Genomic DNA, 26,127 nt, shown 5'->3' on the forward strand with positions numbered 1-26,127 from the left:
CACGGGCCGCCCCGGCGCGGGCGACGGCGGCGTCAGTGCCAGCCCGCGCGGTAGGCCGCCCAGTCGCCCTCCTCGGCCGCGAAGTCGACGTAGAGCGCCACGCCGAAGCGGGCGCGGTCGGCGTCCGTGCGCCCGAGGCCCAGCCGGGTGCCGCGCACGGCGGCCTCGACCGTCTCCGCGGACTCGTGGTGCCCGAGGTCGTCCTCGTGGAAGAAGGGCAGGCCCATCAGCAGGTCGGTGTCCTCGGGGGTGACCTCCAGGGCCAGGCTGGTCTGCTGGGCGACGTATCCGCCGTACATCCCCTCCAGCGGCATCCAGGTGTCGTACGACATCACGGCGATCTGGTCGACCCGCCGGGCGACCTGCCCGAAGAACTCCTGCGACCACCACTTCTCGCTGCCGCTCAGCGCGCCCAGCACCGAGTGCGCGGACGGCAGCGGATCGATCTGGTGCGCGGCCACCGAGAGCTGCGCCCCGCGGGGACCGGTCAGCGCGCCGAGGTCGTCCAGGAGCGAGAGGTAGTGCGCGTCGTCGGAGTGCAGCGGCTCCAGGTCGAAGTGCACCCCGTCGAAGCCGGTGTCCAGGATCTGCCGGGCGGAGCCCACCACGGCGCGGCGCGAGTCCGCGTCCTCCAGCCTCAGCCCGTCCGGGCCCTCGGTGGCCAGCACGTCGCCGAGCCAGGCCTGCACCCGGATGCCGGGCATCGTCCGGTGCACGTTCTCGATCAGCCACTTCGCCCGCGGGTAGCGGTCGGCGGGCAGCGTCCCGTCGTGCTCCAGCGGACCCGCGTGGACGTAGAGGTCCCGTATCCCGGTGCCCTTGATCCGGGCCGCGAAGGCCGCGAGGTCGGCGTCCTTCTTGCGGCCGTCGACCCAGGCGTGTCCCAGCCAGACGGCGTCCTTGCCCCGCGACTGCGTGCCCTCCCGCAGGTCGCCGGTGTAGTTCAGCCGCAGCGCGAGCGCGCCGGTCGCCGGCGGCAGGACCAGCAGGAGGACGAGGCCGAGCACGACCCAGCGCCCCCGCCGCCACCATCCGCGCAACCGGTCCCGCGTGCCCATCCGTGCCCCCATGTCCGCCCCCGTCCGATGCCGATCACCGCCCTCGGGGCGGCCATCGGGAAGGGACGCCGAACGGGACCGGACGGTTCCGGTCCGGGTGCGCCACCCGATACCGGGACATAATCTCCCCAATGTGACGCGAACAGCCGCCCGAGCCCTCCTCGCGGTGCTGGTGGCGGCGTGGTGGCTGGCCGTACCCGCCGCGCACGGCGCCCGCGCCGACGACCCCGTCGTGCTGTCCCGCGACGGGCAGATCACCGACACGGTCGACGCGCTGGGCGACCGGCGCGACGAGGTCGCCCGGGCCCTGGACCGGCTCTACGACAACCGGCGGCTCCAGCTCTTCGTCGTCTACGTGCGGGACTTCTCCGGACGCTCCCCCCAGGGCTGGTCCGACGCCACCGCCGACCGCAACGGCCTCGGCACGGACGACGTCCTCCTGGCGGTGGCCACCCATGACCGCCGGTACGGCTACTCCGCCGACCCCGGCTCCCCGGTCACCCAGACCCAGCTCGACGACGTGGCGCGGACCGCGATCGAGCCGGCACTGCGGCAGAACGACTGGGCCGGGGCGGCGATCGGCGCGGCGGACGGCTTCGACGCCGTACTCGGCGGCCGGCCGATCCCCACACCCGCCGTCACGCCCGGCCCCGCCGACCCGGGCGGCGCGGCGGACGACGGCACCTCGGCGACGGACCTGGTGCTCCCGGTCGTCCTGGTCGGCGGAGCGGGGGCCGTGGCCGCCTACGCCTACCTGCGCCGCCGACGGCGCGCCGCGCCCCCCACGCCCCCGCCGGGCGGGCAGACCTGGGGCCCGCCGAAGGAGCCGGCGCCGATGGGCCTGCGCGAGCTGGACCGGCTGGCCCGCACGGCGCTGGTCGCCACCGACGACGCCGTCCGTACGAGCGACGAGGAACTCGGCTTCGCGACCGCCCAGTTCGGCGAGGAGGCGGTGCGGCCGTTCACCGAGGCCGTGGCCTTCGCCAGGGGCGAGCTGACCGCCTCCTTCCGGCTCCGGCAGCAGCTCGACGACGCCGTCCCGGAGGACGACGCGACCCGCCGGTCCATGCTCGACGAGATCGTCGCGCGCTGCGGACGGGCGAACGCCCGGCTCGACGCGGAGTCGGAGGACTTCGACCGCCTGCGGGCGCTGGAGCGCAACGCCCCCGCGGCCCTCGCCGCGGCCGAGAGCGCGGCCCTCGAACAGACCGGGCGCGTCGACACGGCGCAGGCGGCCCTGGCGGCGATGCGCGAGCGGTACGCCGAGTCGGCGGCCTCCCCGGTCGCGAGCGACGTCGAGCAGGCCAGGGACCGGCTCGTGTTCGCCACGGCCAACCTGGAGCGGGCCCGGCAGGCCGTCGAGGCGGGTGAGAACGGCGTCGCGGCCGTGCACGTCCGCGCCGCCGAGGGCGCCGTCGACCAGGCGGCCCGGCTCACCGAGGCCGTGGACCGGCGGGCGCAGGAGCTCGCCGAGGCCGTGGGCCGGCTGCCGCACGCGCTCGCCGAGACCGAGGCCGACCTCGCCGAGGCCCGCGGCCTGCTGGAGGGCACGGCCGAGGACGTACCGACCGCCGACCTCCAGGGCCGGATCGCCCGGGCGGAGTCCGTCACCGCCGACGTCCGCCGCACCGTGGACGCGGGCCGTCACGACCCGCTCGACGCCCTGCGCCGGGTCGAGGAGGTCGACACCGCTCTCGACGAGGCGCTGGAGGGGGCGCGCGAAAGCGCCTCGGGCACCCGCCGGGCCCGCGCGCTGCTCGACCAGGCGATGCTGACGGCCCGTTCGGCGATCGGTGCGGCCGGCGACTACGTCGCCACGCACCGCGGCGCGGTCGGCAGCGAGGCCCGGACCCGGCTGGCCGAGGCCCAGCGCCGGCTGGAGAAGGCGCGGCTGCTCGCCGACGAGGACCCGCGGAGCGCGCTGGCCGAGGCGCAGCAGGCGGACGCGCTGGCCCGGCGGGCACAGGACCTCGCCGAGCAGGACGTCCGCGGGTACGGGAACCCGGACGGCCTGGGCGGTGTGACGGGTGTGGGCGGCGGCGGGGGCGGCGGGCTCGGCGGCGCGGTGCTCGGCGGCATCATCCTCGGCGGGCTGTTCGGCGGCGGACGGGGAGGCGGCCACGGCGGGGGATTCGGCGGGGGTTTCGGCGGGGGTGGCGGTGGGTTCGGGGGCGGGGGCGGGCCCGGGAGTTTCGGCGGCGGGGGCACCCGCGGCCGGCTGGGCGGCGGGGGCCGCTTCTGAAGCCGCCCGGCCGTCCGCGCACCCGCCGCCGCACGTCCGTGGACGCGCCCCCGAAGTCCCCGGCGCCACCGCCGGCGCCCCCACCCGAACCGTCATCCCGTGCGTTCAAGGAGAAGGACGATGACCAAGCAGACGATCCTCGGCCGTGTCACCCAGCTCGCCAAGGCCAACATCAACGCCCTGCTGGACCAGGCCGAGGATCCGCAGAAGATGCTGGACCAGCTGATCCGCGACTACACCGACAACATCGCGGAGGCCGAGGAGGCGGTGGCGACGACCATCGGCAACCTGCGGCTGATGGAGCAGGACCACCGGGAGGACGTGGACGCGGCCCGGGAATGGGGCGAGAAGGCCCTGGCCGCCAGCAGGAAGGCGGACGAGCTGCGGACGGGCGGGCGGACCGCCGAGGCGGACCGGTTCGACAACCTGGCGAAGGTGGCGCTGGGCCGGCAGCTCCAGTCCGAGAAGGAGGCGAGGACGGCCGAGCCGACGATCGCCGCCCAGACCGAGGTCGTGGACAAGCTGCGCAGCGGCCTCGACCGGATGAAGGTCAAGCTCGGCGAGCTGCGGGCGAAGCGCGACGAGCTGGTCGCCCGGTCGAAGTCCGCCGAGGCGCAGAACCGCATGATGGACGCCGTGAAGAGCATCGACGTGCTCGATCCGACGAGCGAGCTGAACCGCTTCGAGGACAAGGTGCGGCGCGAGGAGGCGAAGGCGATGGGCAAGCAGGAGCTGGCCGCGTCCTCGCTGGACGCCCAGTTCGAGCAGCTGGACGCGCTCGGCGACAGCGCGGAGATCGAGGCCCGGCTCGCCGCGCTCAAGGGGTAGCCCGTGCCCGGAGATTTCCCGCCGGTCCCGCCGGGCGCGGAGAGCTGCCCGGCGGGACGGCTACGGTCCCGGTGACCGGCCGGCCGGCCGGTCAGAACATGCTCAGCAGCTGCTCCACGGTCGGTTCCGCGACGCCCTCGCCGTCCGGCAGCGGCAGTTCGAACCAGACGGTCTTGCCGCGCGGGGTGCGGCGCGACCCCCAGGCCTCGCTGAGCAGGCCCACGAGCTGCAGTCCGCGCCCGCCCTCGTCGGTGTCCCGGGCCCGGCGGCGCCGGGGCTGGACCAGGCCCGCGTCCCAGACCTCGCACACCAGCGTCCGGTCGCGCAGCAACCGCAGCCGGATCTCGCCCTCGCCGTAGCGCAGGGCGTTGGTGACCAGCTCGCTGACCAGCAGCTCGACGGTGTCCACCAGCGGTTCGAGGTCCCAGGCGGTGAGCTGGGCGCGGGCCAGCTCACGGGCCCGGCCGACCGAGCGGGGTTCCCTCGGCAGCCGCCAGTCCCCCACCGCCTCGCTCGGCAGACCCTGGATCCGCGCCATCAGCAGGGCGATGTCGTCCTCGCCGTGCCGGGTGTCGAGGGTGGCCAGGACGTGGTCGCAGACGTCCTCGAGCGAGTGCGCGGAGGGCTCGCCGCCGTAGGCGGGCCCCAGCTCGGCGGGGTCGGTGAGGGCGCTGCGGAAGGCGCTCAGGCCCTCGTCGAGCGGATGGTCGCGTGATTCGACGAGCCCGTCGGTGTAGAGGGCGAGGAGCGCGCCCTCGGGCAGTTCGACCTCGACCTCCTCGAAGGGTTCGCCGCCGACCCCGAGCGGCATCCCCGGGGGCACGTCGAGCAGCTCGGCCTCCTCGCCGGGGACGACCAGGACCGGCGGCAGGTGGCCGGCGTTGGCGAAGGTGCAGCGCCGGGTGACCGGGTCGTAGACCGCGTAGACGCAGGTGGCGAGGTAGACCTCGGAGAGTTCGGGACCGCGCGCCTTGTGCGCGCGGGCGCTCTGCTGGGCGCCCGCGGGGGCGCCGAGACCGCGGGCGATCTCGTCGAGGTGGGAGAGGACCTCGGCGGGCTCCAGGTCGAGCTGCGCCAGGGTCCGTACCGCGGTGCGGAGTTCGCCCATGGCCACCGCGGCGCGCAGGCCGCGGCCCATGACGTCGCCGATGACGAGGGCGGTGCGGTGGCCGGGGAGCTCGATGACGTCGAACCAGTCGCCGCCGACCTCGGTGGCCGTGGTGCCCGGAAGGTAGCGGCAGGCGATGTCCAGGCCGGCGGCCTCGGGGTCGCCGGGCGGCAGCAGGCTGCGCTGGAGGATGAGGGCGCGCTCGTGCTCCCGCCGGTAGAGGCGGGCGTTGTCGATGCAGACCGCGGCCCGGGCGGCCAGTTCGACGGCGAGGGCCCGGTCCCGCTCCCCGAAGGGCTCGCTGCCCTTGGTGCGGGAGAACTGGACGAGTCCGACGACGACGTCGTGGGCGACCATCGGGACGACGAGGGTGGACTGGACGAGACTGCCGTCGCCGCCCGGCACGGTCCGCACCCTGCCGGTGCGCAGGGCCCCGGCGCAGGGCGAGTTGAAGGGGTAGCGGTGGACGGAACCGACGTCGACGGGGCCGGTGCCGCAACAGCCGCCGTCGGCGTTCTGGTCGGTGCGCAGCGGTGTGTCGGACACCGCGCTGGCGAAGGCGACCCGGCGCAGTTCGGCACTGCCCCCGTAGCCCACGTCGTGGGAGCCGCCCCAGCGGCCGGGCGGGGCCTCGTCACCGGTCAGGAGCCCCTGGTACAGGTCGACGGAGGCGAGGTCGCAGAAGCCGGGGACCGCGACGTCGAGGAGCTCGCGGGCGGTGGCCTCCAGGTCGAGGGAGTTGCCGATGCGGGCGCCGGCCTCGTTGAGGAGGGCCAGGTTGCGCCGGGCGCTGGCCGCCTCGCGGGCCGCGTTGTGGCGGCGGGTCACGTCGATGCCGAGGCCGGCGACGCCGATGGGGCGGCCGGAGCCGCTGTGGACGCGGTAGAGGTTGATCGACCAGTGGCGGCGGTCGGTGGAGCCGGGCGCCGCACCGATGATCTGCAGTTCGGTGACGGAATCGCCGGTCTCCAGGACGCGCCGGAGCGCGTCCGTCATCCGGTCGGCCTCGGGCCGGGAGAGGTAGTCGTGCACGGTACGGCCGCGGTGGTCGTCGGCCGAGCCGCCGAAGACGGTGGCGAAGCGCTGGTTGGCGCGCGTCACCGTGAGGTCGGTGCCGAAGAGCAGGAAGCCGAAGGGGGATTGGCCGAAAATCGCCTGCGAGGCGGCCAGGTCGGTCTCGATGTGCCGCAGGGCCCGGACGTCGACCACGATGCACAGCGCGGCCCGCTCCCCGGAGGGCGTCTCGCTCGGCATGACGTACATCTCGGCGATCCCCTGCGGGCGGCTCTGCCCGGGGATACGGAAGGGGACGAGGCCCGTCCACTCCTTGCCGTCGAGGATCTCCGAGACCCGGCGGCGGCCACGATCGCGCAGGTCGGAGGGCATGAATGCCTCGACGGGATCCTTGCCCATCGCCTCCTCGGCGGGCACGCCGAAGAGGTCGGCCGCCCGTCGGCTCCATTGGTCGACGAGCCCGTCGGGCCCTATCGAGAAGGAGGCGACCCGGATGTAGTCATAGATCGAGCCGGGCGGGCTGCTCTGCCACATGACGCCGCTCGCCGTCTCAGGTATCTCGCTCACGCGACCGTCCCCTCCAGCTCACCACACCGGACCGGCCATGACCGCAGTATTCAGCACTACGGCCCCGGACGGCACGACGTTCACGATCACAGGGTGGTCTCGTTCGTTTTGAGCCGGGTCCCCAATGATCGTCCCTTCCCCTAGTTACTCACCAGGCAAGGCCAGCTCGAACCACACTGTCTTGCCCGTCCTTCCTCTGCGGGTACCCCAGCGGCGCGCAGAACAGGCCACCAGCTGGAGTCCGCGTCCCCCTTCGTCCTCGGGTCCGGCGGGACGCTCGGTGGGCGGATCCGGAAGAGGATCGGAGACTTCCACCAGGAGACCGCGGTGGCGGGCGGGGTCGTCGCCGTCGGGGTGGAGGCGGACCAGACGGACGCCGATGGGGCCCGAGGCGTGGCGCAGCGAGTTGGTGACCAGCTCGCTCACCAGCAGGACCGTGACGTCACCGACGGCCGGGTCGATCTTCCAGGTCCGCAGGGCGTCCCGTACGGCGTGGCGTGCGGTGCGTACGGCATCTGCCTCCGCCGGGAAACTCCATTCGACGCAGTCGTCTTCGGTGTCGATCACACCCGATCACTTCCCCAGCCGTCACCAGAAGGAAGGCCCACGTCCGTTTCGGGGGTCAATCAGGACATACCCGATATTCGAGGCCTGATATCGCGCCCTGTGCGGGAGCGGGTGCACGGTGGCACGAACGGCGTAGGGGCGCCCCTCAGGTCCGAGCCGGGCCCGGCTCGGTCGGCGGGGCGCCCCTCAGGTCCGGCCGGGCTCAGCCGTGGACGCCGTCCCCCGGGAGGGCGGGCAGCCACCGGGCGGCCTCGGCGACGGCGGGCCGGTCCTGGTCCAGCCAGTCCACGGTGTCCAGCTCGTGGCGGGCCAGCCAGCGCAGCTCGTCGTGGTCCTCCAGCGGGCGCGGCTCGCCGGAGAGCAGCCGGGCGGTCCACACCTGCAGGACGTAGCCGGGCTTCAGCGGCCACTCGCCGGGGATGCGCTCACCGGGCTCCGTCTCAACGCCCAGCTCCTCGCGCAGCTCGCGGACGAGGGCCTCCCGGGCGCTCTCGCCCGGCTCCAGCTTGCCGCCGGGCAGCTCCCAGCGGCCCGCCAGGTCGGCGGGGGCGCTGCGGCGCGCGGCCAGCAGGCGTCCCCGGTCGTACACGGCTCCCGCGACCACGACGACGTGGCCGGCGCTGCGATCGGTCATGGGCACGAGCTTAGGTCCCGTCCGGACAGGGCCCGGACCCCGCCCGGGGCGGCGAAGCGCGGCCCGCGGGCGTCAGACGGCGGGCTGGCCGATGCGCTCCACCCAGTAGAGCTGCTTGTGCCCGCGGTCGTCGAGGCTGTCGGCGACCTTCTGGGCTTCGTCCCTGGTCGCGTACCGCCCGACGCGATAGCGGTTGCCGTTGTCGTCCTGCCGTATGACCAGCCAGGGAAGGACAGGGCCACTGTCGGTCATCGGGCATCCCCCTCCGCCGGGCAGGCCGTCTCTAACGATCTCCAGGAAACCGCAGTCTGCATATGCCCGACCTTACGCCTGACCTTTACACAGCGGTTACGGGTTTTCACAAAGAGGTACGGATCCGGCCGGGAACCGACGGAGGGAGGCCGAACGTCACGCCCCGGGCGGCGCCTTGGGCACGGTCGGCACCGGCATCAGGACCGGACCGGCCGCCGCGGGGTCCTTGCGGCAGACGTCGCCGCACTCGGCGTCCAGGGAGCAGCAGAGGGAGCAGATCGGCCCGGACCGCACCGGGCAGTCGGCGATGTCCGGGAGCTCGTACGCCGTCTCGCAGACCGCGCAGACATGAGTGGCCGTCACGTCCGGGGCGCCGGCGTCCGCCCCGTCCCCGGTGCCCCCGGCCGCCCGCTCGGGCCCCCACACGGGGTTCGGGCGGGCCAGGTAGTACCGGCCCTTCGTCGCCCAGGCGATCAGCGGGCACAGGACCAGCGCGAGACCGGCCGCGATGAAGGTCGAGAACGCCTCCGCGTAGGTGCCGAAGAGTCCGAAGAAGGCGAGGATCGAGACGGTCGAGGCGATCGTCATGGCGCCGAAGCCGGCCGGGTTCACGGCGTACAGGTAGGCGCGCTTGAACTCGATGTACGGCGGGCTCCAGCCGGCCCGCTTGTTGATGACGAGGTCGGCGGCGACGGCGGCGATCCAGGCGATGCCGACGTTGGAGTAGAACCCGAGCAGCTTGCCCAGGGCCGCGAACATGTTCATCTCCATCAGCGTCAGGGCGATGGCGAGGTTGAGGAAGATGTACCAGACCCGGCCGGGATGACGGTGGGTCACGCGGGAGAAGAAGTTCGACCAGGACAGCGAACCGCTGTAGGCGTTGGTCACGTTGATCTTGATCTGCGAGACGATCACGAAGACGGCCGCGGCGGGCAGTGCCAGCGAGCCCAGCCAGGGCCGCAGCGCCTCGATCTGCGGGGCGATCGGCTCCAGGGCATGCGTCTTGCCGACGGCCTCCAGGGCGACGAAGGCGAGGAAGGCGCCGCCGAGCTGCTTGGCCGCGCCGATGACGACCCAGCCGGGTCCGGCGGCGAGCACGGCGAGGTTCCACCGCCGCCTGTTGGCCTCGGTCTTCGCCGGCATGAAGCGCAGGTAGTCGGCCTGCTCGCCGATCTGGGCGATGAGCGAGAGGGCGACGCCCGTACCCAGGCCGAACCCGATCCACGAGAACCCCGACCCGGCCCCCTCCGTGCCGCCGAAGGAACCGAAGGCGCCCCAGGCGTCCGGCGCCTCGAAGGCGAGGACCACGAAGGGCAGCACCATGCCGACGATCCAGACCGGCTGGGTCCACGCCTGCACCTTGGCGAGGGCGCCCATGCCCCGGAAGACGATCGGGATCACGATCAGGGTGGTGACCAGGTAGCCGATCTCGACGGGCAGCCCCACGGCCTGGTGCATGGCCTGGGCCATGATCGAGCCTTCGAGCGCGAAGAAGATGAAGGTGAAGGAGGCGTAGATGAGTGAGGTGAGGGTCGAGCCGAAGTAGCCGAAGCCGGCCCCTCGGGTGATCAGGTCCATGTCGAGGCCGTAGGTCGCACAGGCCCGGGCGATGGGGATGCCGGTGAGGAAGATGATCACCGCGGCGGTGAGGATCGAGGCGAGGCCGCTGGTGAAGCCGTAGGTGAAGACGATCGAGGCGCCGATGGCGAAGTCGGCGAGATAGGCGATGCCGCCGAGGGCGGTGCCCGCCACCGTCGAGGGGGACCAGCGCCGGAAGGAGTGCGGGGCGTACCGCAGCGAGTAGTCCTCGCGGCTCTCGTCGGCGGCCAGCCTGGCGTAGCTGCGGCGGGGCGGTGGAGTGGGCACGGGGGTGGTGTCGCGCGCGACCGTGTCCGTCATGGGGGCTCCTGTCGTCCGACCGGGTTGCGGGTACGGACGAGGAAGGTAGGAGCCGGGCGTGACGGTTCGTCACAGCGGGCGGTTGCCTCGCGGTTACAGCCGCCGGAACCCCGTTAACTCGGCGTCACGGACCTCGGACAGGACCGTCCGCCCAGCGGTCGCCGGGGGCGGGCGGCCGCTCGCGGAAGCCCGGCCGGGAGCCGTGCACCCCGGCGGGAGCCGCAACGGCGCCCGCGACCGCCGGACCTCCACCACCGGCGGACCGCCGGCGCCACGCCCGTCACCGCACGGGCAGGTGGTACGCGATCCGGTAGCGGTCGGCCGGGACGACGACGTCGGCGGTCTCCACCGCCCGCCCCGAGGCGTAGTACGTCCGCTCGACCACCATCACCACATGGCCGGGCACTCCGCCCAGCGCCAGGAGCTCCTCCGCCAGCCCCGGACGCGCGCCGACCTGCTCCGCCACGTTGTCGACGACGACGTCGATCGCGGCCATCCGCTCGACGACCCCGCATCCGCCGAGCGGCCCCTCCTCGGGCAGCATCACGGGCGTCCGGCCGGTGACCGAGAGGGGTTCCCAGGACGTGGAGAGCATCATCGGCTCGCCCCCGTCCCGGTACACGTACCGCGTGCGCATCACCCGCTCCCCGGGCTCGATGCCGAGCCGCTCGGCCACCGCGGCGCTCGCCGGCTCCTGCTCGCTGCGCGACTCCCAGGTGCCGCGCGCCCCGTCGAGCGCCTGCTCCTGCCGGAAGGGATTGGCCCCGGACGGCGGCCGGTTACCGGAGCGGGCGATCCGGCGCGGCACCGGCCGCTCCCGCACGTACGTCCCCGAGCCCGAGCGGCCCTCGACCAGGCCCTCGGCCATCAGCACCTTGCGGGCCTCCAGTGCGACGGTGTCCGAGACCCCGTACTCCTCGCGGATGCGTGCCTGCGAGGGAAGCCGGGTATGCGGTGGAAGCGAGCCGTTGGCGATCTTCTCCCGGAGATCGCTCGCCACCCGCAGATAAGCGGGCTGCTCACCGAACGTCACAGGACACTCCCCTCAGGTTGACGGACAGCTACAGAGTGACAACCCTCGGTGTCCGCCCGCAAGCATGGGCCAGAGTTTCACTCGAAGTGATGATTTGCCTTTACGCCTGCGCTTACCGCAGGTATGGCCGCAGAACCCTTGACCTCAATGGTCCAGACCAATACTTTCCTGTGAGCACCGCTCCCTTCCGGCACACGCACAGGAAACGAGCCTCATGCGTCGCAGAACCCTCTCCCGGCTGACGATCGCCGCCGCCTCGCTCGGCCTGCTCGCCGCGCTCTCCCCCGCGGCCGGCGCGAACGCCCCCGCCCACCACCCCGTACCGGACAAGTCCGGGTACAAGCGTGTCGGCTACTTCACCCAATGGGGCGTCTACGGACGGAACTTCCAGGTCAAGGACCTCGACACCAGCGGTACCGCCGCCAAGCTCAGCCACATCAACTACGCCTTCGGCAACGTGGGTCCGGACGGCAAGTGCTTCACCGGCAACGTGCCCGGCGAGGCCGACGCCTGGGCCGACTACGTCCGCCCGCTGGACGCCGCGGGATCCGTGGACGGCGTGGCCGACACGGCCGACCAGCCGCTGGCCGGCAACTTCAACCAGCTGCGCGAGCTCAAGGCCAAGCACCCCGGCCTCAAGGTCATGATCTCGCTGGGCGGTTGGAGCTGGTCCACCCACTTCTCGGACGCGGCCCGCACCCCGGCCTCCCGCAAGGCGTTCGTCTCCTCCTGCATCGACCTCTACATCAAGGGCGACCTGCCCGTCGACGGCGCCCGCGGCGGCGCCGGGGCCGCGGCAGGACTCTTCGACGGCATCGACATCGACTGGGAGTGGCCCGGCTCGGCCGGCGACGTCGACACGGTCTTCCGTCCCGAGGACAAGCAGAACTTCACCGCGCTGGTACGGGAGTTCCGCACCCAGCTCGACGCCTACGCGAAGACCCGGAAGGGCCCGCGCAAGCACTACGAGCTGTCGGCCTTCGTCCCCACCGCGCCCGCCAAGATCGACGCGGGCTTCGAAGTCCGCAAGATCATGCGCGACTTCGACTTCGTCAACCTCCAGGGCTACGACTTCCACGGCTCCTGGGAGACCACCACCGCCCAGCAGTCCGCGCTGTTCGCGAAGAACGACTTCAGCGTCGACCAGACCGTCGGCGACTGGCTGCGGCGCGGCGCGCCGGCCCACAAGCTCGTGGTCGGCATGCCCTTCTACGGGCAGGGCTGGACCGGCGTCACCGGCGGCGGCGACGGCCTCGGACAGCCGGCGACGGGCCCGGCACCGGGCACCTGGGCGGCCGGCTCCGAGGACTACAAGGCCCTCGAGCGGCTCGCGGACTCCGGCCGGTTCACGGTGCACCGCGACCGGAAGAACGGCCACGCCTGGCTGTTCGACGGCACGACCCTGTGGACGTACGACGACCCGCAGGTGCTGCGCGCCAAGTCGGCGTACGTGCGGGCCAGGGGACTCGGCGGAGCGATGTTCTGGTCGCTGGACGGGGACACCCCGGACGGCCAGCTGATCACCGCCGTCGACCGGGGTCTCGGCCGCCGGTGACGGTCCCGCGCTGAGGACACCGTCCCTCCGCGGCGCGACGCTCCCCCGTCGCGCCGCCACGGACCGCGGGCCGACCCGCCACCGGCGGTGTGGTCCGCGACGGCGGTCGGTCACGGGCCGCCGTACCGGGCCCACCGTCCCGGCCCGCGGACGACGGGCCGGGTCTCCCGTGCGGAGGCCCGGCCCCGTCCGCACGGACGCCGGCGGCCACCGGCTCAGGCGTTCGCGCCCGCCTCCGGCCCCGTGGTGGCCAGGCCCAGAGCCGCCCGCACACGCGGCTCCGCCTTCCACACGGTCATCTCGTAGGCCGCGTCGTAGTGCTCCCAGAAGACGTCCTCGTCGGCCGCCTTCGCCAGCCTGTCCCACTTCGCGGCCGCCGCGTCCAGTTCCTTGGTCAGCTCCGCGACGGGGGCCGTGGAGGCACCCGGCCAGGAGTGACCCTTCAGGCCCCGGCTCGCGGCCTCGAGGGCGCCGCGCACCTTGCCCGCCCACGCCTTGTTGCCGTCGAGGTCCTCGTCGGCGTCCTCCTCCGGCTCGCCCTCCAGGGCGTCGCCGATCGCGTTCGTGCTCTTCAGGAAGAGCACCTGGTCGGCGCCGAGCGTGGTCTCGTCCCGGCGCACCGACCCCTTCATCGGCTCGCCCCCGTCGACGATGAACGAGCAGGTCACCACGCGGTCGCCGGTACGCCAACTCGCCTTGCTCGGGTAGTAGTAGAAGGTCCACACGTCGTCCGGGATCGCCTGGTAGTCCAGCGCGTAGGAGTAGCTGATGTCCTCGCAGCGGTCCTCGGCGATCCCGTCGATCTTCGCCTCGCCCGGCCAGGTGGTGCCGGTGAGCTCGAAGCTGCCGGTGACCTCGCCCTCGTGCTCGCGCGCGCAGTCGACGATCCGGACGTCCGACGTGAGTGCCTCCACCTCGCCGTCGACGTCGTAGCACTGGCCCTTGCGCAGCTCGAAGGTGGACTGGGAGCGGGCGGCCTCGTCCATGCCCTTGCGGAAGCCGTCCCACGCCTCGCGGAAGCCGCCGCTGACGAGGCCGGAGACGATCAGCAGGCAGCTGACCGCGGAGAGGACGATGCCGGTGACGGCGAGGCCCTTGCCCGCCTGGTCCTTCCTCCTGATCTGGGGCAGCGCGACCAGACCGAGGATCAGGCCGAGGGGCGGGAGGCAGCACACGATGCCCGCGACGAGCGAGGCGACGGCCATGCCGTTCGTGGAGCGCGCCGGAGCGCCGTAGGGTCCTGGACCGCCCGGCCCCCCGGGGCCGTACGGGCCGAAGGGGGCGTACGGGCCGGGGGCGTAGGGGCCGGGGCCGTACGGGCCGGGGGCGGTGTGCGGTGTCCCAGCGCCGGGTGCGGCCCCCATCGGGTTCGACGGCTCCGGGGCAGGCCAGCCCTGCTGGGGCGGCTGGGAATCCTGCGGCGGCTGGGAGGGCTCCACGACGACGGTGCTCCTGTGAGGGCGAGGGTACGAACAGGCGATCGGGCGCGCATCGTACGTGGTGGGGGCACGGAGCCGGTACGCCGGGGCGGTGCACGACGAAGGGGCGGCCGCCCATCGGCGACCGCCCCTCGATTCGACCGCTACCGGTCAGAACTGCAGACCCCAGGAGTCGATCTTCCCGGTGTCGTAGTTCGCGTTGTCGCTGACCCGCAGCTTCCACGTCCCGTTCGCGACCTCCGAGGAGGCGTTCACGGTGTACGTGGTGTTGATGTTGTCGGCGCTGCCGCCGGTGCCGTAGGCCTTCAGCGTGTACACCGTGCCGTCGGGCGCGACCAGCTGGACACGGAGGTCACCGATGTAGGTGTGGACGATGTTCACGGGCACCTGGAGCGCGGCCGGGGCGTTGCCGGCGACGCCGCTCACGGTCACCGGGGAGTCGACGCTCGCGTTGTCGTTGATCGCGTAGTCCGTCGTGTTCTCGAACTTCGGACCGGGCGGCGGGGTGGTGCCGCCACCGCCGACGAAGAGCAGCTTGTTCGGGGAGCCGGTGCCGGGGCTGCCGACGACGTTCGGCGTCGCGGCCGTCGTCAGCGCCGTCGAGACCTGGGCCGGGGTCGCCGTCGGGTTGTCGCCGAGGTAGACGGCGGCGGCGCCGGCCACGTGCGGGGTCGCCATCGACGTGCCGGAGATGGTGTTCGTGGCGCTGTCGCTGGAGTTCCAGGACGAGGTGATGGACGAGCCGGGGGCGAAGATGTCCAGCACGCTGCCGTAGTTGGAGAAGCTGGAGCGGGCGTCGGAGCTGGTCGTGGAGCCGACCGTGATCGCCTCGGAGACGCGCGCCGGCGAGTAGTTGGAGGCGTTGGAGCTGTCGTTGCCCGCGGCCACCGCGTAGGTGACGCCCGAGGCGATCGAGTTGCGCACGGCCGTGTCCAGGGCCGTGTCGATGCCGCCGCCGAGGCTCATGTTGGCGACGGCCGGCTTCACGGCGTTCCGCGTCACCCAGTCGATGCCGGCGACGACCTGCTCGGTCGTGCCGGAGCCGGAGTTGTCGAGGACCCGGACGCCGACGATCTTGGCCTTCTTGGCGACGCCGTACGAGGACCCCGCGACCGTGCCGGCGACGTGCGTGCCGTGACCGTGGCCGTCCTGGGCCGTGTTGTCGTTGTCGATCGCGTCGTAGCCGTAGGTGGCCCGCCCGCCGAAGTCGCTGTGGGTGATGCGGACACCGGTGTCGATGATGTACGCCGTCACGCCCTGGCCGGCGCTGTCCGGGTAGGTGTAGCTCTGGTTCAGCGGCAGGGCCTTCTGGTCGATCCGGTCCAGGCCCCACGACGGCGGGGAGGGCTGCGTGCCACTGATCCGGAAGACGCGGTTCTGCACGACGGAGGCGACCGCCGGGTCGGCGGCGAGCTTCTTCGCCTGCGCCTCGGAGAGCTCGACGGAGTAGCCGTTGAGGGCCGAGGTGTACGTCTTCCTGATCTTCGCGCCGTACTCGGCCGCGACGGCCCGGCCCCGTGCCGTCTCGGCCTGGGCGGACTCGTCGAGGGTGACGATGTAGCTGCCCGCGACCGTGCCGGGGGCGCCGGCGTTCTGGATCACGCCTTCGGGCGCGGTGGGGGCGGCGACGGCCGGCAGGGCCGAGACGGCACCGAGGGTCAGGGCGGCGACGGCCATGGCACCGGCGGCGGCGAGTCTGCGCCGCGTATCACGCATCACTGACATGTGAGGGGTCCTCCTCATAGGTGGTGCGTTGCTGTGGGGGTACGACAGGGACATGTCAAAGTTTCAACCGGGGAACACCGCGAGATGCCCCGCCGGCCGCGCACATCCGGCTGCCGAGCGAAAGATTGACGGATCCATAGGAATCTCACAAGGGTTCCGAGCGCCACGAAACGACGGCGTCACACGGCTGCCATGCTGATCACCATGACGGCCTACGTGTGTCCCCGCTGCCAGGTCCACGCCCCCGCTGACGCTCTCACCTGGTGTTGTCCGAAGTGCCGGGGACCGTGGGACCTGGAATTCAACAGCGCACCCCTGTCACTCAAGTCCCTTACGTCACGCGTGAATTCATTGTGGCGTTACGAGGAGGCGCTGCCCCTGGCGACCGAGATCCCCCACGTGACCCTCGGGGAGGGCCGGACCCCTCTCGTCCCCCTGACCGCGCCGGGCACCGCGGCCCTCGCCTCCGCGGAGACCGCCGCGGGGGCGGGGGCCGGTGCGGGCGCCGTGATGGCCAAACTCGACTTCCTCATGCCGACGTTGTCCTTCAAGGACCGCGGCGCGGTGATGCTCGTCGAACTCGCCCGCCGCCTCACCCGCGGCGGCGGCGTACGGCGCGTCCTCGCCGACAGCAGCGGCAACGCCGGGACGGCCGTCGCCGCCTACTGCGCGCGCGCCGGTCTCGACTGCGTCGTCTACGTCCCCGACGGCACCTCCCCCAAGAAACTGGAGCAGATCAGGGCCCACGGAGCACGCCTGACGGTCGTCCCCGGCGACCGCGAGGACACCGCCCGCGCGGCGCGCGCGGCGGCCGACGAGCCCGGCACCTTCTACGCCTCGCACGTGTACAACCCGCACTTCCTGCACGGCACGAAGACGTACGTCTACGAACTGTGGGAGGAGCTCGGCGGCCGGCTCCCCGACTCCCTCGTGGTGCCCGTCGGCAACGGCACCCTGCTGCTGGGCGCCGCACTGGCGGTGGCGGAACTCCACCGGCACGGCCTCGTCGACACCCGCCCGGCACTGGTCGCCGTCCAGGCCGAGGCCGTGTCCCCGCTGGCCACGGCCTTCCACGCGGGCGCGGAGGACCTTTCGGCCCCCGCCGCGCCGCGCCCCACCCTGGCCGAGGGCATCGCCATCCCGAACCCGCCCCGCGCCCACCAGATCCTGCGGGCGGTGCGCGAGACGGGCGGGACGTTCCTGACCGTGACGGAGGACCAGATCCGCGCCGCCCAGCTGGACCTGGCCCGCCGGGGCCTCTTCGTCGAGTCGACGGGCGTCGCCTGCTGGGCGGCCGTACGCGCCGCGCCCCGGCCGGGCCTGTCCGTCGTCCCCCTGTGCGGCGCGGGCGCCAAGACGGGCCTGGCGGCGGGGGCGACCGCCCCGTAGCCGGCGCCGGGCGGGCTCGGTCGGTCCCGTGGCCGGCGGCGGACTCAGTCGGTCCAGTAGGTGTCGTGCTCGAGGAAGAACTCCGCCCGCTCCTCCTCCGACATCGCCGCGACGGTCGACACCTTCTCGAAGTACTCCTCCCGGGGCGCGCCCGGCGCGAAGAGCAGCAGCATCGAGGCGGGGTCGTCGGAGTCGTTGCGGAAGGCGTGCAGTCCGCCGGTCGGCACGTAGAGGAAGTCACCCTTCCGCGCGTCCACCCACTGCGCGCCGTCGTAGAGCCGGACCGTCCCGTCGAGGATGAAGAAGCTCTCGGAGATCGTCCTGTGGAAGTGCGTGCTCGGGCCGCCGGCCTTGGGCGCCATGTCGACGCGGTACAGCCCGAACTCCCCCTGCGTGGAGGCCGTCGTGGCGAGGTAGTGCGTCTGCGACCCGTTGGCGGCGGTGAGTTCGGCGGGCGCTCCCGCGGGCCGGTACGACGCGCTGACCTCGCCCTTCTCACCGTGATACCTGGGCTCGGGGTACGACATGGGAACTCCGTTCGCATCCGTGGATCAGGCGGGGGGCGAAACCCCCGAGAGCGCCAACGCCGACTCCCGCCCCGGGCTTCCCGGTGGGAAGATGGAAGGACGAGCGGATGCCAACCACCCGGATCCCTACCAGGAGGTGGATCATGGGAGAGGCACGCGCGGTCATGGACCGCCTCACCGAGTCGCTCACCTCGAACCAGGACCTCAAGGTCGTCGCCGACCTCTTCGCCGTCGACGCGGTCGCCGTCACGCCGGACGGCGGCGAGCTCCACGGCCGGGAGGCGATCGTCGCGTACTGGCGCACGATGACGGAGTCCGTCCCGGACGCGACGTTCACGCCCTCGGCGTCCTTCGAGTTCGGCGACACGGCCATCGACGAGGGCTTCTACGACGGCCGGAACACGGGCCCGATCCAGCTCCCGACCGGCGAGACGCTCCCGGCCACCGGCAAGGAGCTGCACCTGCGCGGGGTCGACCTCGCCCAGGTCAAGGACGGTCGGATCGTCAGCTACCGGCTCTACTTCGACCAGATGGAGTTCCTGGGGCAGGTGGGGCTGCTCCCGGAGGAACTGGCCTAGGAACCGGCGACGACGGCGGTACGCAGGCGGTACGCGGGGCCCCGGCGTGACGCGGACTGATTACGTGGGTCGCGGGCACGCGGTGTCGGCGTGACGCGGGCTGGTACGTAGAGCGCGGAGCGGCTCCTGCCGGCCGGCGCCCGCGCGCGAGCCCGTCCGGGGTCGCCTCCGCGACCGCGCTGCGGCGGGCGTACGCGTCGAACGGCCGGTCCTTGCCCTCCGGCATCCGCACCATCCGCTCGTCCACCCCGCCGGTGGCGAGCAGGCGGTGCACCCGGGCACCGCCTGGTGCTCCAGGGTCGGCCTGATCCGGGGTTCGCAGAGGACGACGACCGACGCGGCCCGCATGTTCCGGCTCACGCCCGCCGCCTGGATCTGCGCGACCAGCACCGCCGGCCCCGTGACCTGCGTGAACTCGTCGACGAGCTTCCGCCGCCGCCCGGGCGGGACGCTTCCGGTGAGCGGCCCGAACACCGGGCCGTCGTCCGCGGAGCCGGTGTCCAGGGCTTCCCGCACCACGCCCGCTCCCACCCACGAGAACACCGGATCCGAGCCGGTACGGCGCCGTCCACCGGCCCCCTGCGAACCCGCGGAATCGCTAGAGTTGCCCCATGACCGCACTGCCCGACTGGATGCGCCCGCCGCGCGCGGAGGGCTGGTTCGCGGAGGACCTCGACCGCCTCCCCGAGGCACCCCGCCACACCGAGCTCATCGACGGGGCCCTCGTCTTCATGGTGTCCCCGCAGCGGTCGTGGCACGGCCGCCTTGTCACCGCGCTGACCACCACTCTCATGGCGCAGGCGCCGACGGGCCTCGAGGTCGAGCGCGAGATGACGATTCGCCTCGACGCTCGCAACCGCCCCGAGCCGGACCTTCTGCTGACGGGCCTCTCCTACGCGCCCGACCGCACCTGGTACGCACCCGAGGACGTGCGCCTCGTCATCGAGGTCGTCTCCCCCGAGTCCGCCCACCGGGACCGCACGGTCAAGCTCCGGAAGTACGCCGAGGCCGGCATCCCGCACTACTGGTGCATCGAGGACGAGGACGGCGCGCCCGTCGTCCACGTCTACGAGCTCGACGAACCCACCGGCGCCTACGCGCCCGCCGGCATCTTCCGGGGCACCCTCAAGCGCCCGGTCCCCTTCGAGATCAGCCTGGACCTCGACAAGCTCACACCGCCCCGAAGCGGCTGAGGGGTCGGCGCCACGTCGGCAGGGAACGGCTGGTCAGTGTGCGAGGGCCGGGCGCGTCACCGACCGGGCCCCCGCGCCGGCCCGGGACACCTGACCTCCAGGACACCTGACGTCAGCCGGAATGGTCCGCCCCGGACGGGGTCTGCACCTCCAGGACCTTCCCGCCGGCTACCGAGGTCTCGTACATCGTGATCAGGTCCCCCGGAGCAAGGTGCCTCCACCGCTCCGGGGCCAGGGGCAGGAGGCGTACCGGAGCGCGATCCCCGGGCGAGAGGGCGCCGGCGGTCTCGACCCACACCAGGGCGATGTCCAGCACCCATCCAGCACGGTGACGACGAAGGGGTCGGACTCGACCGAGTCCGGCCCCTTCTGACCTGCGTGTTCACCACGTCAGCGACGTGGTGTCATGCCCTCGCTCAGACGTTGAAGCGGAATGCCTGCGGGCTGATCCTGACCTGCGGCGGAGCCTCGCACAGGACCCTGATCTGGGATTTCCTCGTTGGCACGCGTTGACTCCCGACGGTCGATTACGGGTGCCCTGCGGACTGGCTGCGGACCGGAGGGCACCCTCACTCGGATGACGTGGGCCTCTCGTCCGCCATACCCAGACGTGCCTGTTCCTCCTCGACGATGCGACGTGCCAGCTCGGTGTCCGACACGTCGACCGCGTCCGGGGTGGCTTCGGCCACGGCGCTGCGGCGGGCGTAGGCATCGAACAGGCGCGTCTTGGCTTCCAGCATCTTCACCATGCGTTCGTCCACGCCTCCGGTGGCGAGGAGACGGTGCACGCGAACCGGCCTGACCTGGCCGATACGGTGGGCCCGGGCCACCGCCTGATGTTCGATGGTCGGCTTGATCTGGGGTTCGCAGATGACGACGACGGAGGCGGCCTGCATGTTGAGGCCGACGCCCGCTGCCTGGATCTGCCCTAGGAGCACCGCCGGGCCCTGGACACCGGCGAAGTCGTCGACGATCTCCTGGCGACGCTGGGCCGGGACGCCGCCGGTCAGCGGACCGAACACCGGCGTGGCCCTGGCGGTTCCGGCCGCGAGGGCCTCCTTCACCACGCCCAGTACGTCCTTGAAGTTGGAGAAGACCACCGTCTTCTGCCCGTTCTCGCCGGCCTCCTGAACGATCTCCCGGAGCCGATCCAGCTTGGCCGACTTCTCAGGGCACATGTACGCGGCCCTGCGCATGGCCATGAAGTTGCCCGCGCGCACGGCTTCGCGGTACGCCTCCTCGTCCGAAGCGCTCAGCTCCTCCCACTCGTCGGTCTGCTGAAGGCTCGGGAGTTCCGTCAGCACGTCCTCCTGGTTGCGCCGCAGGTAAACAGGGGCCACAGCCTTGCGGAAAGCGACCGATCCGGCCAACGCGTCCCGTTCACCGAGGGAGTCCGCGACGTCGCCATCGAGCATCTGGACCAAGTTGCGGAACTCCACGACCCGGTTCTCCATCGGGGTCCCGGTCATGAAGAGGCTGCGCTCACAACGCTCCGTCCACAGGGCGACCGACTGAGACCGCTTGGTCTTCGGGTTCTTCACGGAGTGCGCTTCGTCGACGACGAGGAGTCCGATCTCCCCGCCGCCCGGCGCCGGAAATCCGCGCAGTGCGTCGAACGTGGTCACCCCCACCCCGCCGCGCCCCTTCCAGTCGGCGAACGCGTAGTGCCGGTCGGGGCCGTGGAGCACCATGACGCGAAGGGCGCTTCGGGCCTCGATCTCCCGAGTCCAGTTCACGAGAACGCTCGCCGGGCAGACGACCATGAAGTGACTCTGCCCCTCGGCTGCCAGGTGGGCGAGGACGGCGATCGCCTGGATGGTCTTCCCGAGGCCCATCTCGTCGCCGAGTATCACCTTGCGCTGCGCAAGCGCGAAACGCGCGCCGAATGCCTGGTAACCGCGCAGGGAGACCCGTCGGTGCGTGTCGTCGAGGTGCTGGGTCCGTACCCGCTCCGCGATCTCGTCCGGCAGAAAGCCCTCGGCGGCATCCGCGTCCGGCAGCCGCCCGGAGATCTCGGCGAGCAGGCTGTAGTACTCCGCGGAGCGGAGTTCGAAGTCCACCCAGGCCGCGATGTCGGACGAGAGCCCCCGGAGCAGGTCCACCGACGCCTGGGCGAGCAGCTCGGGCAGGCCGGCCCGCTCCGCCTCGTCCACCAGCGACCGGGTCTCGGCGACCGCCGCCCACGCGCGAGCCTTCTTCTCCCGGCCGGCCAGCAGCATCCGGACCCTTCCGGCGGCGGGCCTAGCGTCGGCCAGCAGCGGACCGAGCCGTTCCGCCAGGACGGTGGCCTTGTCGACCGCACGCCGGGCGTCCGGGCCGGCCTCCACCAGGACGTGCAGGGCCATGACGAGCGCGGTGGTGCGCGGTTCCGGCCGGTCCACGTCGATGTGGACGGCCACGGTCTCGTGCACAGCCTCGGAGAGCCTGCGGGCGGCGGCGAGCATCTGGTCGACGGTGCGCTGCCCGACACCGGGAATCTGCCGCAGCCGGTAGGGGCCCGCTTCGAGAACACTGCCCAGGGTACGCAGTCCGCTCTTCTCGACGCTGCCCAGCCGCAGCCGCCCTTCGGTGACGTCCTGCAGCCGGGCGACGGGAATGGCGTCGAGCTCCTGCTTCACCGCCGCATCGTGGATCGGCTTCAGTGCCGCCCTTACCCCCTCCACTGCCCTTCCGTGGTCACCGACCACTGCCTGCGCCGCCTCATACAGTCGCGCTCCCCTCGCGACTGTGTCCCGCTCGCCACGCCCCACGCTTCCCGCCCCTCTCTGGCCCTCCCCGCATCTTCCCACCGCCCACACCCGGCCTCGATGAGCGTTCGCAGCTCCCTGCGGACCGACCGAACCTCGGGTCAGTCATTCGCACCCCCAGGCTTACGACCGCCGGTAGGATCAGCACCATGAGCGGTAGTAGGAAGTATTCGATCAGCCTGCCCGAGGATCTCGCAGAGGCCGTACGCGCCCATGTCGGGCCCGGCGGTTTCTCCGCCTACGTCGCCGAGGCTCTCGAACAGAGGGTCGCCATGGACAAGCTGCGGGAGATCGTCGCCGACTTCGAGACCGACAACGAGGCCCTCACCCGCGAGGAGGTCGAGGCCGCCCGGGCGCTGCTGCGCCACGACCACCGGCAGGCCGGCGGGGCCGCCGCCTGATGCCCGGCACCCTCCTGCTCGACAGCGAAGGACTCTCGAAGCTCTATCGCAAGGACCGCACCGTCGTGGCCCTGGTCCAGGCGGCGTCGGAGGAGGGCGTCCGAGTCGCCACCAGCGCCATGACCACGCTTGAGGCCGACTACGAGCGCATTCACCCGGCCCGCATCAAGTGGGTCCTCTCCCGCGTCGACGTCCACGACGTCACCAAGGAGATCACCGACCGGGCCGCCGAACTCCTTCGCACCCATCACCTTCACGGCCACAAGTACGCCATCGATGCCGTTCTCGCCGCCATCGCCCGCAACGCGCCCCAACCGGTCACCGTCCTCACCTCCGACCCCGAGGATCTGACACTCCTGTGCGGCCCTTCCGTGGAGGTCGTCAAGGTCTGAGACCGCGTCGCCGCCATGCCGCCCGGCCAAACACTGTCACCGCATCGCGGGATCGAGGACTCACTGTGGACACACAACTGTGCCCGACCCAGCAACAGGCGGGTCGGGCACAGATATTGACATAGCGTCAGACGTTGAAGCGGAACTCCACCACGTCGCCGTCCTGCATCACGTACTCCTTGCCCTCCATGCGGGCCTTGCCGGCCGCGCGGGCCTCGGCGACCGAGCCCGTCTCGATCAGGTCGGCGTAGGAGATGACCTCGGCCTTGATGAAGCCCTTCTGGAAGTCGGTGTGGATCACACCGGCCGCCTCGGGGGCCGTCGCGCCCTTCTTGATCGTCCAGGCGCGGGCCTCCTTCGGGCCTGCCGTGAGGTAGGTCTGGAGGCCCAGGGTGTCGAAGCCGACGCGGGCCAGGGTCGCGAGGCCCGGCTCCTCGGCGCCGACGGACTGGAGGAGCTCCATGGCGTCCTCCTCGTCGAGCTCGGCGAGGTCCTGCTCCAGCTTGGCGTTGAGGAAGATCGCCTCGGCCGGGGCGACCAGCGCGCGCTGCTCGTCCTTGAAGGTGTCGTCCGTCAGCTCGTCCTCGTCCACGTTGAAGACGTAGAGGAACGGCTTCGTGGTCAGCAGGTGCAGGTCGTGCAGCAGCTCGGCCTTGTCCGAGCCCTGGAGGATGCCCTGCGAGAAGAGGGTGTCGCCGCGCTCCAGGATCTCCTTCGCCGCCTCGACCGCCGCGACCTTCGGGGCCACGTCCTTCTTGATCCGCGCTTCCTTCGCCAGGCGCGGCAGGACCTTCTCGATCGTCTGGAGGTCGGCGAGGATCAGCTCGGTGTTGATCGTCTCGATGTCGTCCTTGGGCGAGACCTTGCCGTCGACGTGCACGACGTTCTCGTCCTTGAAGGCACGGATGACCTGGCAGATCGCGTCGGACTCACGGATGTTCGCGAGGAACTTGTTGCCCAGGCCCTCGCCCTCGCTCGCGCCGCGGACGATGCCCGCGATGTCGACGAAGTCGACCGTGGCGGGCAGCTGCCGCTGGGAGGCGAAGACCTCGGCGAGCTTGCCGAGGCGGGGGTCGGGCACGCCGACCACGCCGACGTTGGGCTCGATCGTGGCGAACGGGTAGTTGGCCGCCAGCACGTCGTTCTTGGTCAGGGCGTTGAACAGGGTCGACTTGCCGACATTCGGCAGACCGACGATTCCGATCGTGAGCGACACGTTGGCGACTTCCCTAGCGGTGTGGAGGCGGGGTGGGGCGTACGGATGATGGGCCGATCCCCCAGTTTACGGGCGTGCGGAACCGGCCTGCGACGGCGACCTTCGGTCGAACTCGGCGGCAACGTCACCCAAAGGGCGTGTCCCGTGACGGTGACCCGGCCCCTCCCGACCTACGTTGGTGGAGTGGAGCAGCACAGGACAAGTCAGCCGCAAGGCCGCCGACGGCCGCAAACGCCCCTCACGCCGCCGGGCGCGCTCGTCGAGGGTGCCGCCGTCTACCGTGTCGACCCCGGCGCCGGGCAGCGTCCGGGCCGGGTCCGGGTCGAGCCGGTGGGGGCGCCGGTGCGCCGGCCCGCGCCGCCGGTCGTCGTGGCCCTGAGACGGCTGCCCAACCCCCGGCTGACCGGCCTCGGCGCCGGGCTGTTCGCGTCGGCCACCATGCTGGTGATCGGCTTCCTCGACTGGCTCCTGTTCGACGGGTCGCCGGTCGTCTTCGGCCTGCTGTTCCTGCCGGTCAGCGCGCTGACCGCGCTGTGGGTCCGCACCGCCGACCTGGTCACCGCCCCGATCAGCGTGCCCATCGCCTTCGCGGTCGGCGTGGTCCCCATCTCCGGGGGATCCGGCGGCATCGGCGGACAGGCCATGGCCCTGGTCACCGCGCTCGCGGTGCACGCCGGGTGGCTGTACGGCGGCACCCTCGTCGCCGGACTGATCACCTGCGTCCGGAAGGTACGGGACATGGGCCGCCGGCAGCGGGCCGCCGGGGTCGCACGCGCGGGCGCGCCCGCCGGGGCGAGGCCGAAACCCGGGTCCGGAGCCAAGTCCGGAGCCAAGTCCGGCGCGAAGTCCGGCGCGAAGTCCGGCGCGGGTGCCGGACCCCGGCGCCCCGCCCCGTAGTCGCGGGCGTACGGGGCCGGCCCGGGGGCCGCACGCAGGCCGCCCGGGGCCGGCGGGCGCGGCCTCCCCGGCTCAGCGCTCCGCGGCCGCCATCGCCGCGCCGACGATTCCCGCGTTGTTCTCCAGCTCCGCCGGGACGATCTCCGCCGTGATGTCGAGCAGCGGAAGGAACTTGTCCGCCTTCCTGCTCACGCCGCCGCCGATGATGAACAGCTCCGGCGAGAACAGCATCTCCACGTGGTCGAGGTACTTCTGCAGGCGCTTCGTCGCCCAGTGCTCCCAGCTGAGGTCCTCGTCCTCCTTGGCCTTCGTCGAGGCGCGCTTCTCCGCGTCGTGCCCCTTCAGCTCCAGGTGGCCCAGCTCCGTGTTCGGGACGAGCCGGCCGTCGACGAAGAGCGCCGAGCCGATGCCCGTGCCCAGGGTCAGCAGGATGACGGTGCCCTTGCGGCCCCGGCCCGCGCCGAAGGTCATCTCGGCGACGCCGGCCGCGTCCGCGTCGTTCAGGACGGTCACGGGCAGGCCCCCGAGACGGTCGGAGAGCAGCTTGCCCGCGTCGACGCCGACCCAGGACTTGTCGACGTTGGCGGCCGTGCGGATCGTGGAGCCGGTGACGACGCCGGGGAAGGTCACCCCGACGGGACCCGACCAGCCGAAGTTCGCCACCACCTCCGCGACGCACCCCGCCACGTCGTCGGGTGTGGCGGGGTGCGGGGTCAGTACCTTGTGGCGGGGCTCGGCCAGATCTCCGCGCTCCAGATCCACGGGAGCGCCCTTGATGCCCGAGCCGCCGATGTCCACTCCGAAGACGTTCATGGACCCCACGTTAGGGGCAGACGGCGGGAGTTACCGCACCGACGTCCCACTTG

Annotated in this window: 23 protein-coding genes and 1 pseudogene; 9 read left to right on the forward strand and 15 right to left on the reverse strand. The window is 72.3% G+C overall.

All coding sequences use genetic code 11. The features are described from left to right. Positions 1-32: 32 nt before the first annotated feature. Positions 33-1,070 (reverse strand): hypothetical protein, encoded by a 1,038-nt coding sequence (locus ACE1OA_RS12555; RefSeq protein ID WP_432752781.1) that lies wholly within the window; start codon positions 1,068-1,070, stop codon positions 33-35. Positions 1,071-1,191: 121 nt separating this feature from the next. Here ACE1OA_RS12555 and ACE1OA_RS12560 point away from each other — a divergent pair, with 121 nt between their 5' ends. Together ACE1OA_RS12560 and ACE1OA_RS12565 are read left to right on the forward strand one after the other, a co-directional pair. Beyond that, positions 1,192-3,300, forward strand: a complete 2,109-nt coding sequence (locus ACE1OA_RS12560; protein WP_432752782.1) for a TPM domain-containing protein — start codon at positions 1,192-1,194, stop codon at positions 3,298-3,300. Positions 3,301-3,420: 120 nt separating this feature from the next. Continuing rightward, positions 3,421-4,128 (forward strand): PspA/IM30 family protein, encoded by a 708-nt coding sequence (locus ACE1OA_RS12565; protein WP_356606840.1) that lies wholly within the window; start codon positions 3,421-3,423, stop codon positions 4,126-4,128. A gap of 91 nt (positions 4,129-4,219) precedes the next feature. Here ACE1OA_RS12565 and ACE1OA_RS12570 read toward each other — a convergent pair whose 3' ends face one another. From ACE1OA_RS12570 to ACE1OA_RS12595, 6 genes are all read right to left on the reverse strand, one after another. Beyond that, positions 4,220-6,784: a SpoIIE family protein phosphatase gene (locus tag ACE1OA_RS12570; protein ID WP_432754058.1), complete on the reverse strand. Its 2,565-nt coding sequence runs from the start codon at positions 6,782-6,784 to the stop codon at positions 4,220-4,222. Between the two features lie 177 nt (positions 6,785-6,961). Next, positions 6,962-7,384 carry an ATP-binding protein gene (locus ACE1OA_RS12575; RefSeq protein ID WP_356606838.1) on the reverse strand — a complete coding sequence of 141 codons (423 nt, stop codon included), beginning with the start codon at positions 7,382-7,384 and terminating at the stop codon, positions 6,962-6,964. Between the two features lie 202 nt (positions 7,385-7,586). After that, positions 7,587-8,018 carry a (deoxy)nucleoside triphosphate pyrophosphohydrolase gene (locus ACE1OA_RS12580; protein ID WP_356779030.1) on the reverse strand — a complete coding sequence of 144 codons (432 nt, stop codon included), beginning with the start codon at positions 8,016-8,018 and terminating at the stop codon, positions 7,587-7,589. Between the two features lie 72 nt (positions 8,019-8,090). After that, positions 8,091-8,270 (reverse strand): SPOR domain-containing protein, encoded by a 180-nt coding sequence (locus ACE1OA_RS12585; RefSeq protein ID WP_352192255.1) that lies wholly within the window; start codon positions 8,268-8,270, stop codon positions 8,091-8,093. Positions 8,271-8,426: 156 nt separating this feature from the next. Then, the gene (locus ACE1OA_RS12590; RefSeq protein ID WP_356779031.1) at positions 8,427-10,169 is read right to left on the reverse strand and encodes a purine-cytosine permease family protein; all 1,743 of its coding nucleotides are present in this window, start codon (positions 10,167-10,169) and stop codon (positions 8,427-8,429) included. 280 nt (positions 10,170-10,449) lie between these two features. Continuing rightward, the gene (locus ACE1OA_RS12595) at positions 10,450-11,202 is read right to left on the reverse strand and encodes a GntR family transcriptional regulator (RefSeq protein ID WP_356606831.1); all 753 of its coding nucleotides are present in this window, start codon (positions 11,200-11,202) and stop codon (positions 10,450-10,452) included. Positions 11,203-11,416: 214 nt separating this feature from the next. On the opposite strand from ACE1OA_RS12595, the gene ACE1OA_RS12600 reads away from it, so the two are divergent. Beyond that, positions 11,417-12,757 carry a glycoside hydrolase family 18 protein gene (locus ACE1OA_RS12600; RefSeq protein ID WP_432752783.1) on the forward strand — a complete coding sequence of 447 codons (1,341 nt, stop codon included), beginning with the start codon at positions 11,417-11,419 and terminating at the stop codon, positions 12,755-12,757. A gap of 215 nt (positions 12,758-12,972) precedes the next feature. On the opposite strand, the gene ACE1OA_RS12605 is transcribed toward ACE1OA_RS12600, so the two are convergent. Beyond that, a complete protein-coding gene (locus tag ACE1OA_RS12605; protein ID WP_432752784.1) occupies positions 12,973-14,196 on the reverse strand; it encodes a DUF4190 domain-containing protein in 1,224 nt (407 codons plus the stop codon). A gap of 150 nt (positions 14,197-14,346) precedes the next feature. After that, a complete protein-coding gene (locus tag ACE1OA_RS12610) occupies positions 14,347-15,921 on the reverse strand; it encodes a S8 family peptidase (protein WP_356606825.1) in 1,575 nt (524 codons plus the stop codon). Positions 15,922-16,113: 192 nt separating this feature from the next. Between ACE1OA_RS12610 and ACE1OA_RS12615 the strand changes: the two genes are divergently transcribed. Continuing rightward, positions 16,114-17,310, forward strand: a complete 1,197-nt coding sequence (locus ACE1OA_RS12615; RefSeq protein WP_432752785.1) for a threonine synthase — start codon at positions 16,114-16,116, stop codon at positions 17,308-17,310. A 44-nt stretch (positions 17,311-17,354) separates the two neighbouring features. Here ACE1OA_RS12615 and ACE1OA_RS12620 read toward each other — a convergent pair whose 3' ends face one another. Beyond that, positions 17,355-17,837, reverse strand: a complete 483-nt coding sequence (locus ACE1OA_RS12620) for a cupin domain-containing protein (RefSeq protein WP_356779035.1) — start codon at positions 17,835-17,837, stop codon at positions 17,355-17,357. Positions 17,838-17,980: 143 nt separating this feature from the next. On the opposite strand from ACE1OA_RS12620, the gene ACE1OA_RS12625 reads away from it, so the two are divergent. After that, positions 17,981-18,415 carry an ester cyclase gene (locus ACE1OA_RS12625; protein ID WP_356606819.1) on the forward strand — a complete coding sequence of 145 codons (435 nt, stop codon included), beginning with the start codon at positions 17,981-17,983 and terminating at the stop codon, positions 18,413-18,415. Between the two features lie 148 nt (positions 18,416-18,563). On the opposite strand, the pseudogene ACE1OA_RS12630 reads toward ACE1OA_RS12625, so the two are convergent. Next, positions 18,564-18,937 (reverse strand): annotated as a pseudogene (locus tag ACE1OA_RS12630) (helicase-related protein); the annotation flags it as partial. 89 nt (positions 18,938-19,026) lie between these two features. On the opposite strand from ACE1OA_RS12630, the gene ACE1OA_RS12635 reads away from it, so the two are divergent. After that, positions 19,027-19,608: a Uma2 family endonuclease gene (locus ACE1OA_RS12635; RefSeq protein WP_432752786.1), complete on the forward strand. Its 582-nt coding sequence runs from the start codon at positions 19,027-19,029 to the stop codon at positions 19,606-19,608. A gap of 112 nt (positions 19,609-19,720) precedes the next feature. On the opposite strand, the gene ACE1OA_RS12640 is transcribed toward ACE1OA_RS12635, so the two are convergent. Further along, positions 19,721-19,924, reverse strand: a complete 204-nt coding sequence (locus ACE1OA_RS12640) for a hypothetical protein (RefSeq protein ID WP_386541168.1) — start codon at positions 19,922-19,924, stop codon at positions 19,721-19,723. 253 nt (positions 19,925-20,177) lie between these two features. Then, positions 20,178-22,358, reverse strand: coding sequence for a DEAD/DEAH box helicase (locus ACE1OA_RS12645; protein WP_432752787.1), 2,181 nt, complete (start codon positions 22,356-22,358; stop codon positions 20,178-20,180). Between the two features lie 146 nt (positions 22,359-22,504). Here ACE1OA_RS12645 and ACE1OA_RS12650 point away from each other — a divergent pair, with 146 nt between their 5' ends. Both ACE1OA_RS12650 and ACE1OA_RS12655 read left to right on the forward strand, forming a co-directional pair. Further along, positions 22,505-22,756, forward strand: a complete 252-nt coding sequence (locus tag ACE1OA_RS12650) for a hypothetical protein (RefSeq protein WP_018845686.1) — start codon at positions 22,505-22,507, stop codon at positions 22,754-22,756. Beyond that, the gene (locus tag ACE1OA_RS12655; RefSeq protein WP_386541172.1) at positions 22,756-23,148 is read left to right on the forward strand and encodes a DNA-binding protein; all 393 of its coding nucleotides are present in this window, start codon (positions 22,756-22,758) and stop codon (positions 23,146-23,148) included. The genes ACE1OA_RS12650 and ACE1OA_RS12655 overlap by 1 nt, the downstream gene beginning before the upstream one ends. A gap of 127 nt (positions 23,149-23,275) precedes the next feature. On the opposite strand, the gene ychF is transcribed toward ACE1OA_RS12655, so the two are convergent. Then, positions 23,276-24,364, reverse strand: a complete 1,089-nt coding sequence (gene ychF, locus ACE1OA_RS12660) for a redox-regulated ATPase YchF (protein ID WP_147981009.1) — start codon at positions 24,362-24,364, stop codon at positions 23,276-23,278. Positions 24,365-24,694: 330 nt separating this feature from the next. Here ychF and ACE1OA_RS12665 point away from each other — a divergent pair, with 330 nt between their 5' ends. After that, positions 24,695-25,261: a DUF6542 domain-containing protein gene (locus ACE1OA_RS12665; protein ID WP_432754059.1), complete on the forward strand. Its 567-nt coding sequence runs from the start codon at positions 24,695-24,697 to the stop codon at positions 25,259-25,261. Between the two features lie 72 nt (positions 25,262-25,333). Here the strand turns inward: ACE1OA_RS12665 and ppgK are convergent, their stop codons facing one another. Next, positions 25,334-26,074 (reverse strand): polyphosphate--glucose phosphotransferase, encoded by a 741-nt coding sequence (ppgK, locus tag ACE1OA_RS12670; protein ID WP_356606812.1) that lies wholly within the window; start codon positions 26,072-26,074, stop codon positions 25,334-25,336. Between the last annotated feature and the right edge of the window lie 53 nt (positions 26,075-26,127).

The sequence above is a fragment of the Streptomyces sp. JL2001 genome, assembly GCF_050917515.1.
GTDB lineage: Bacteria > Actinomycetota > Actinomycetes > Streptomycetales > Streptomycetaceae > Streptomyces.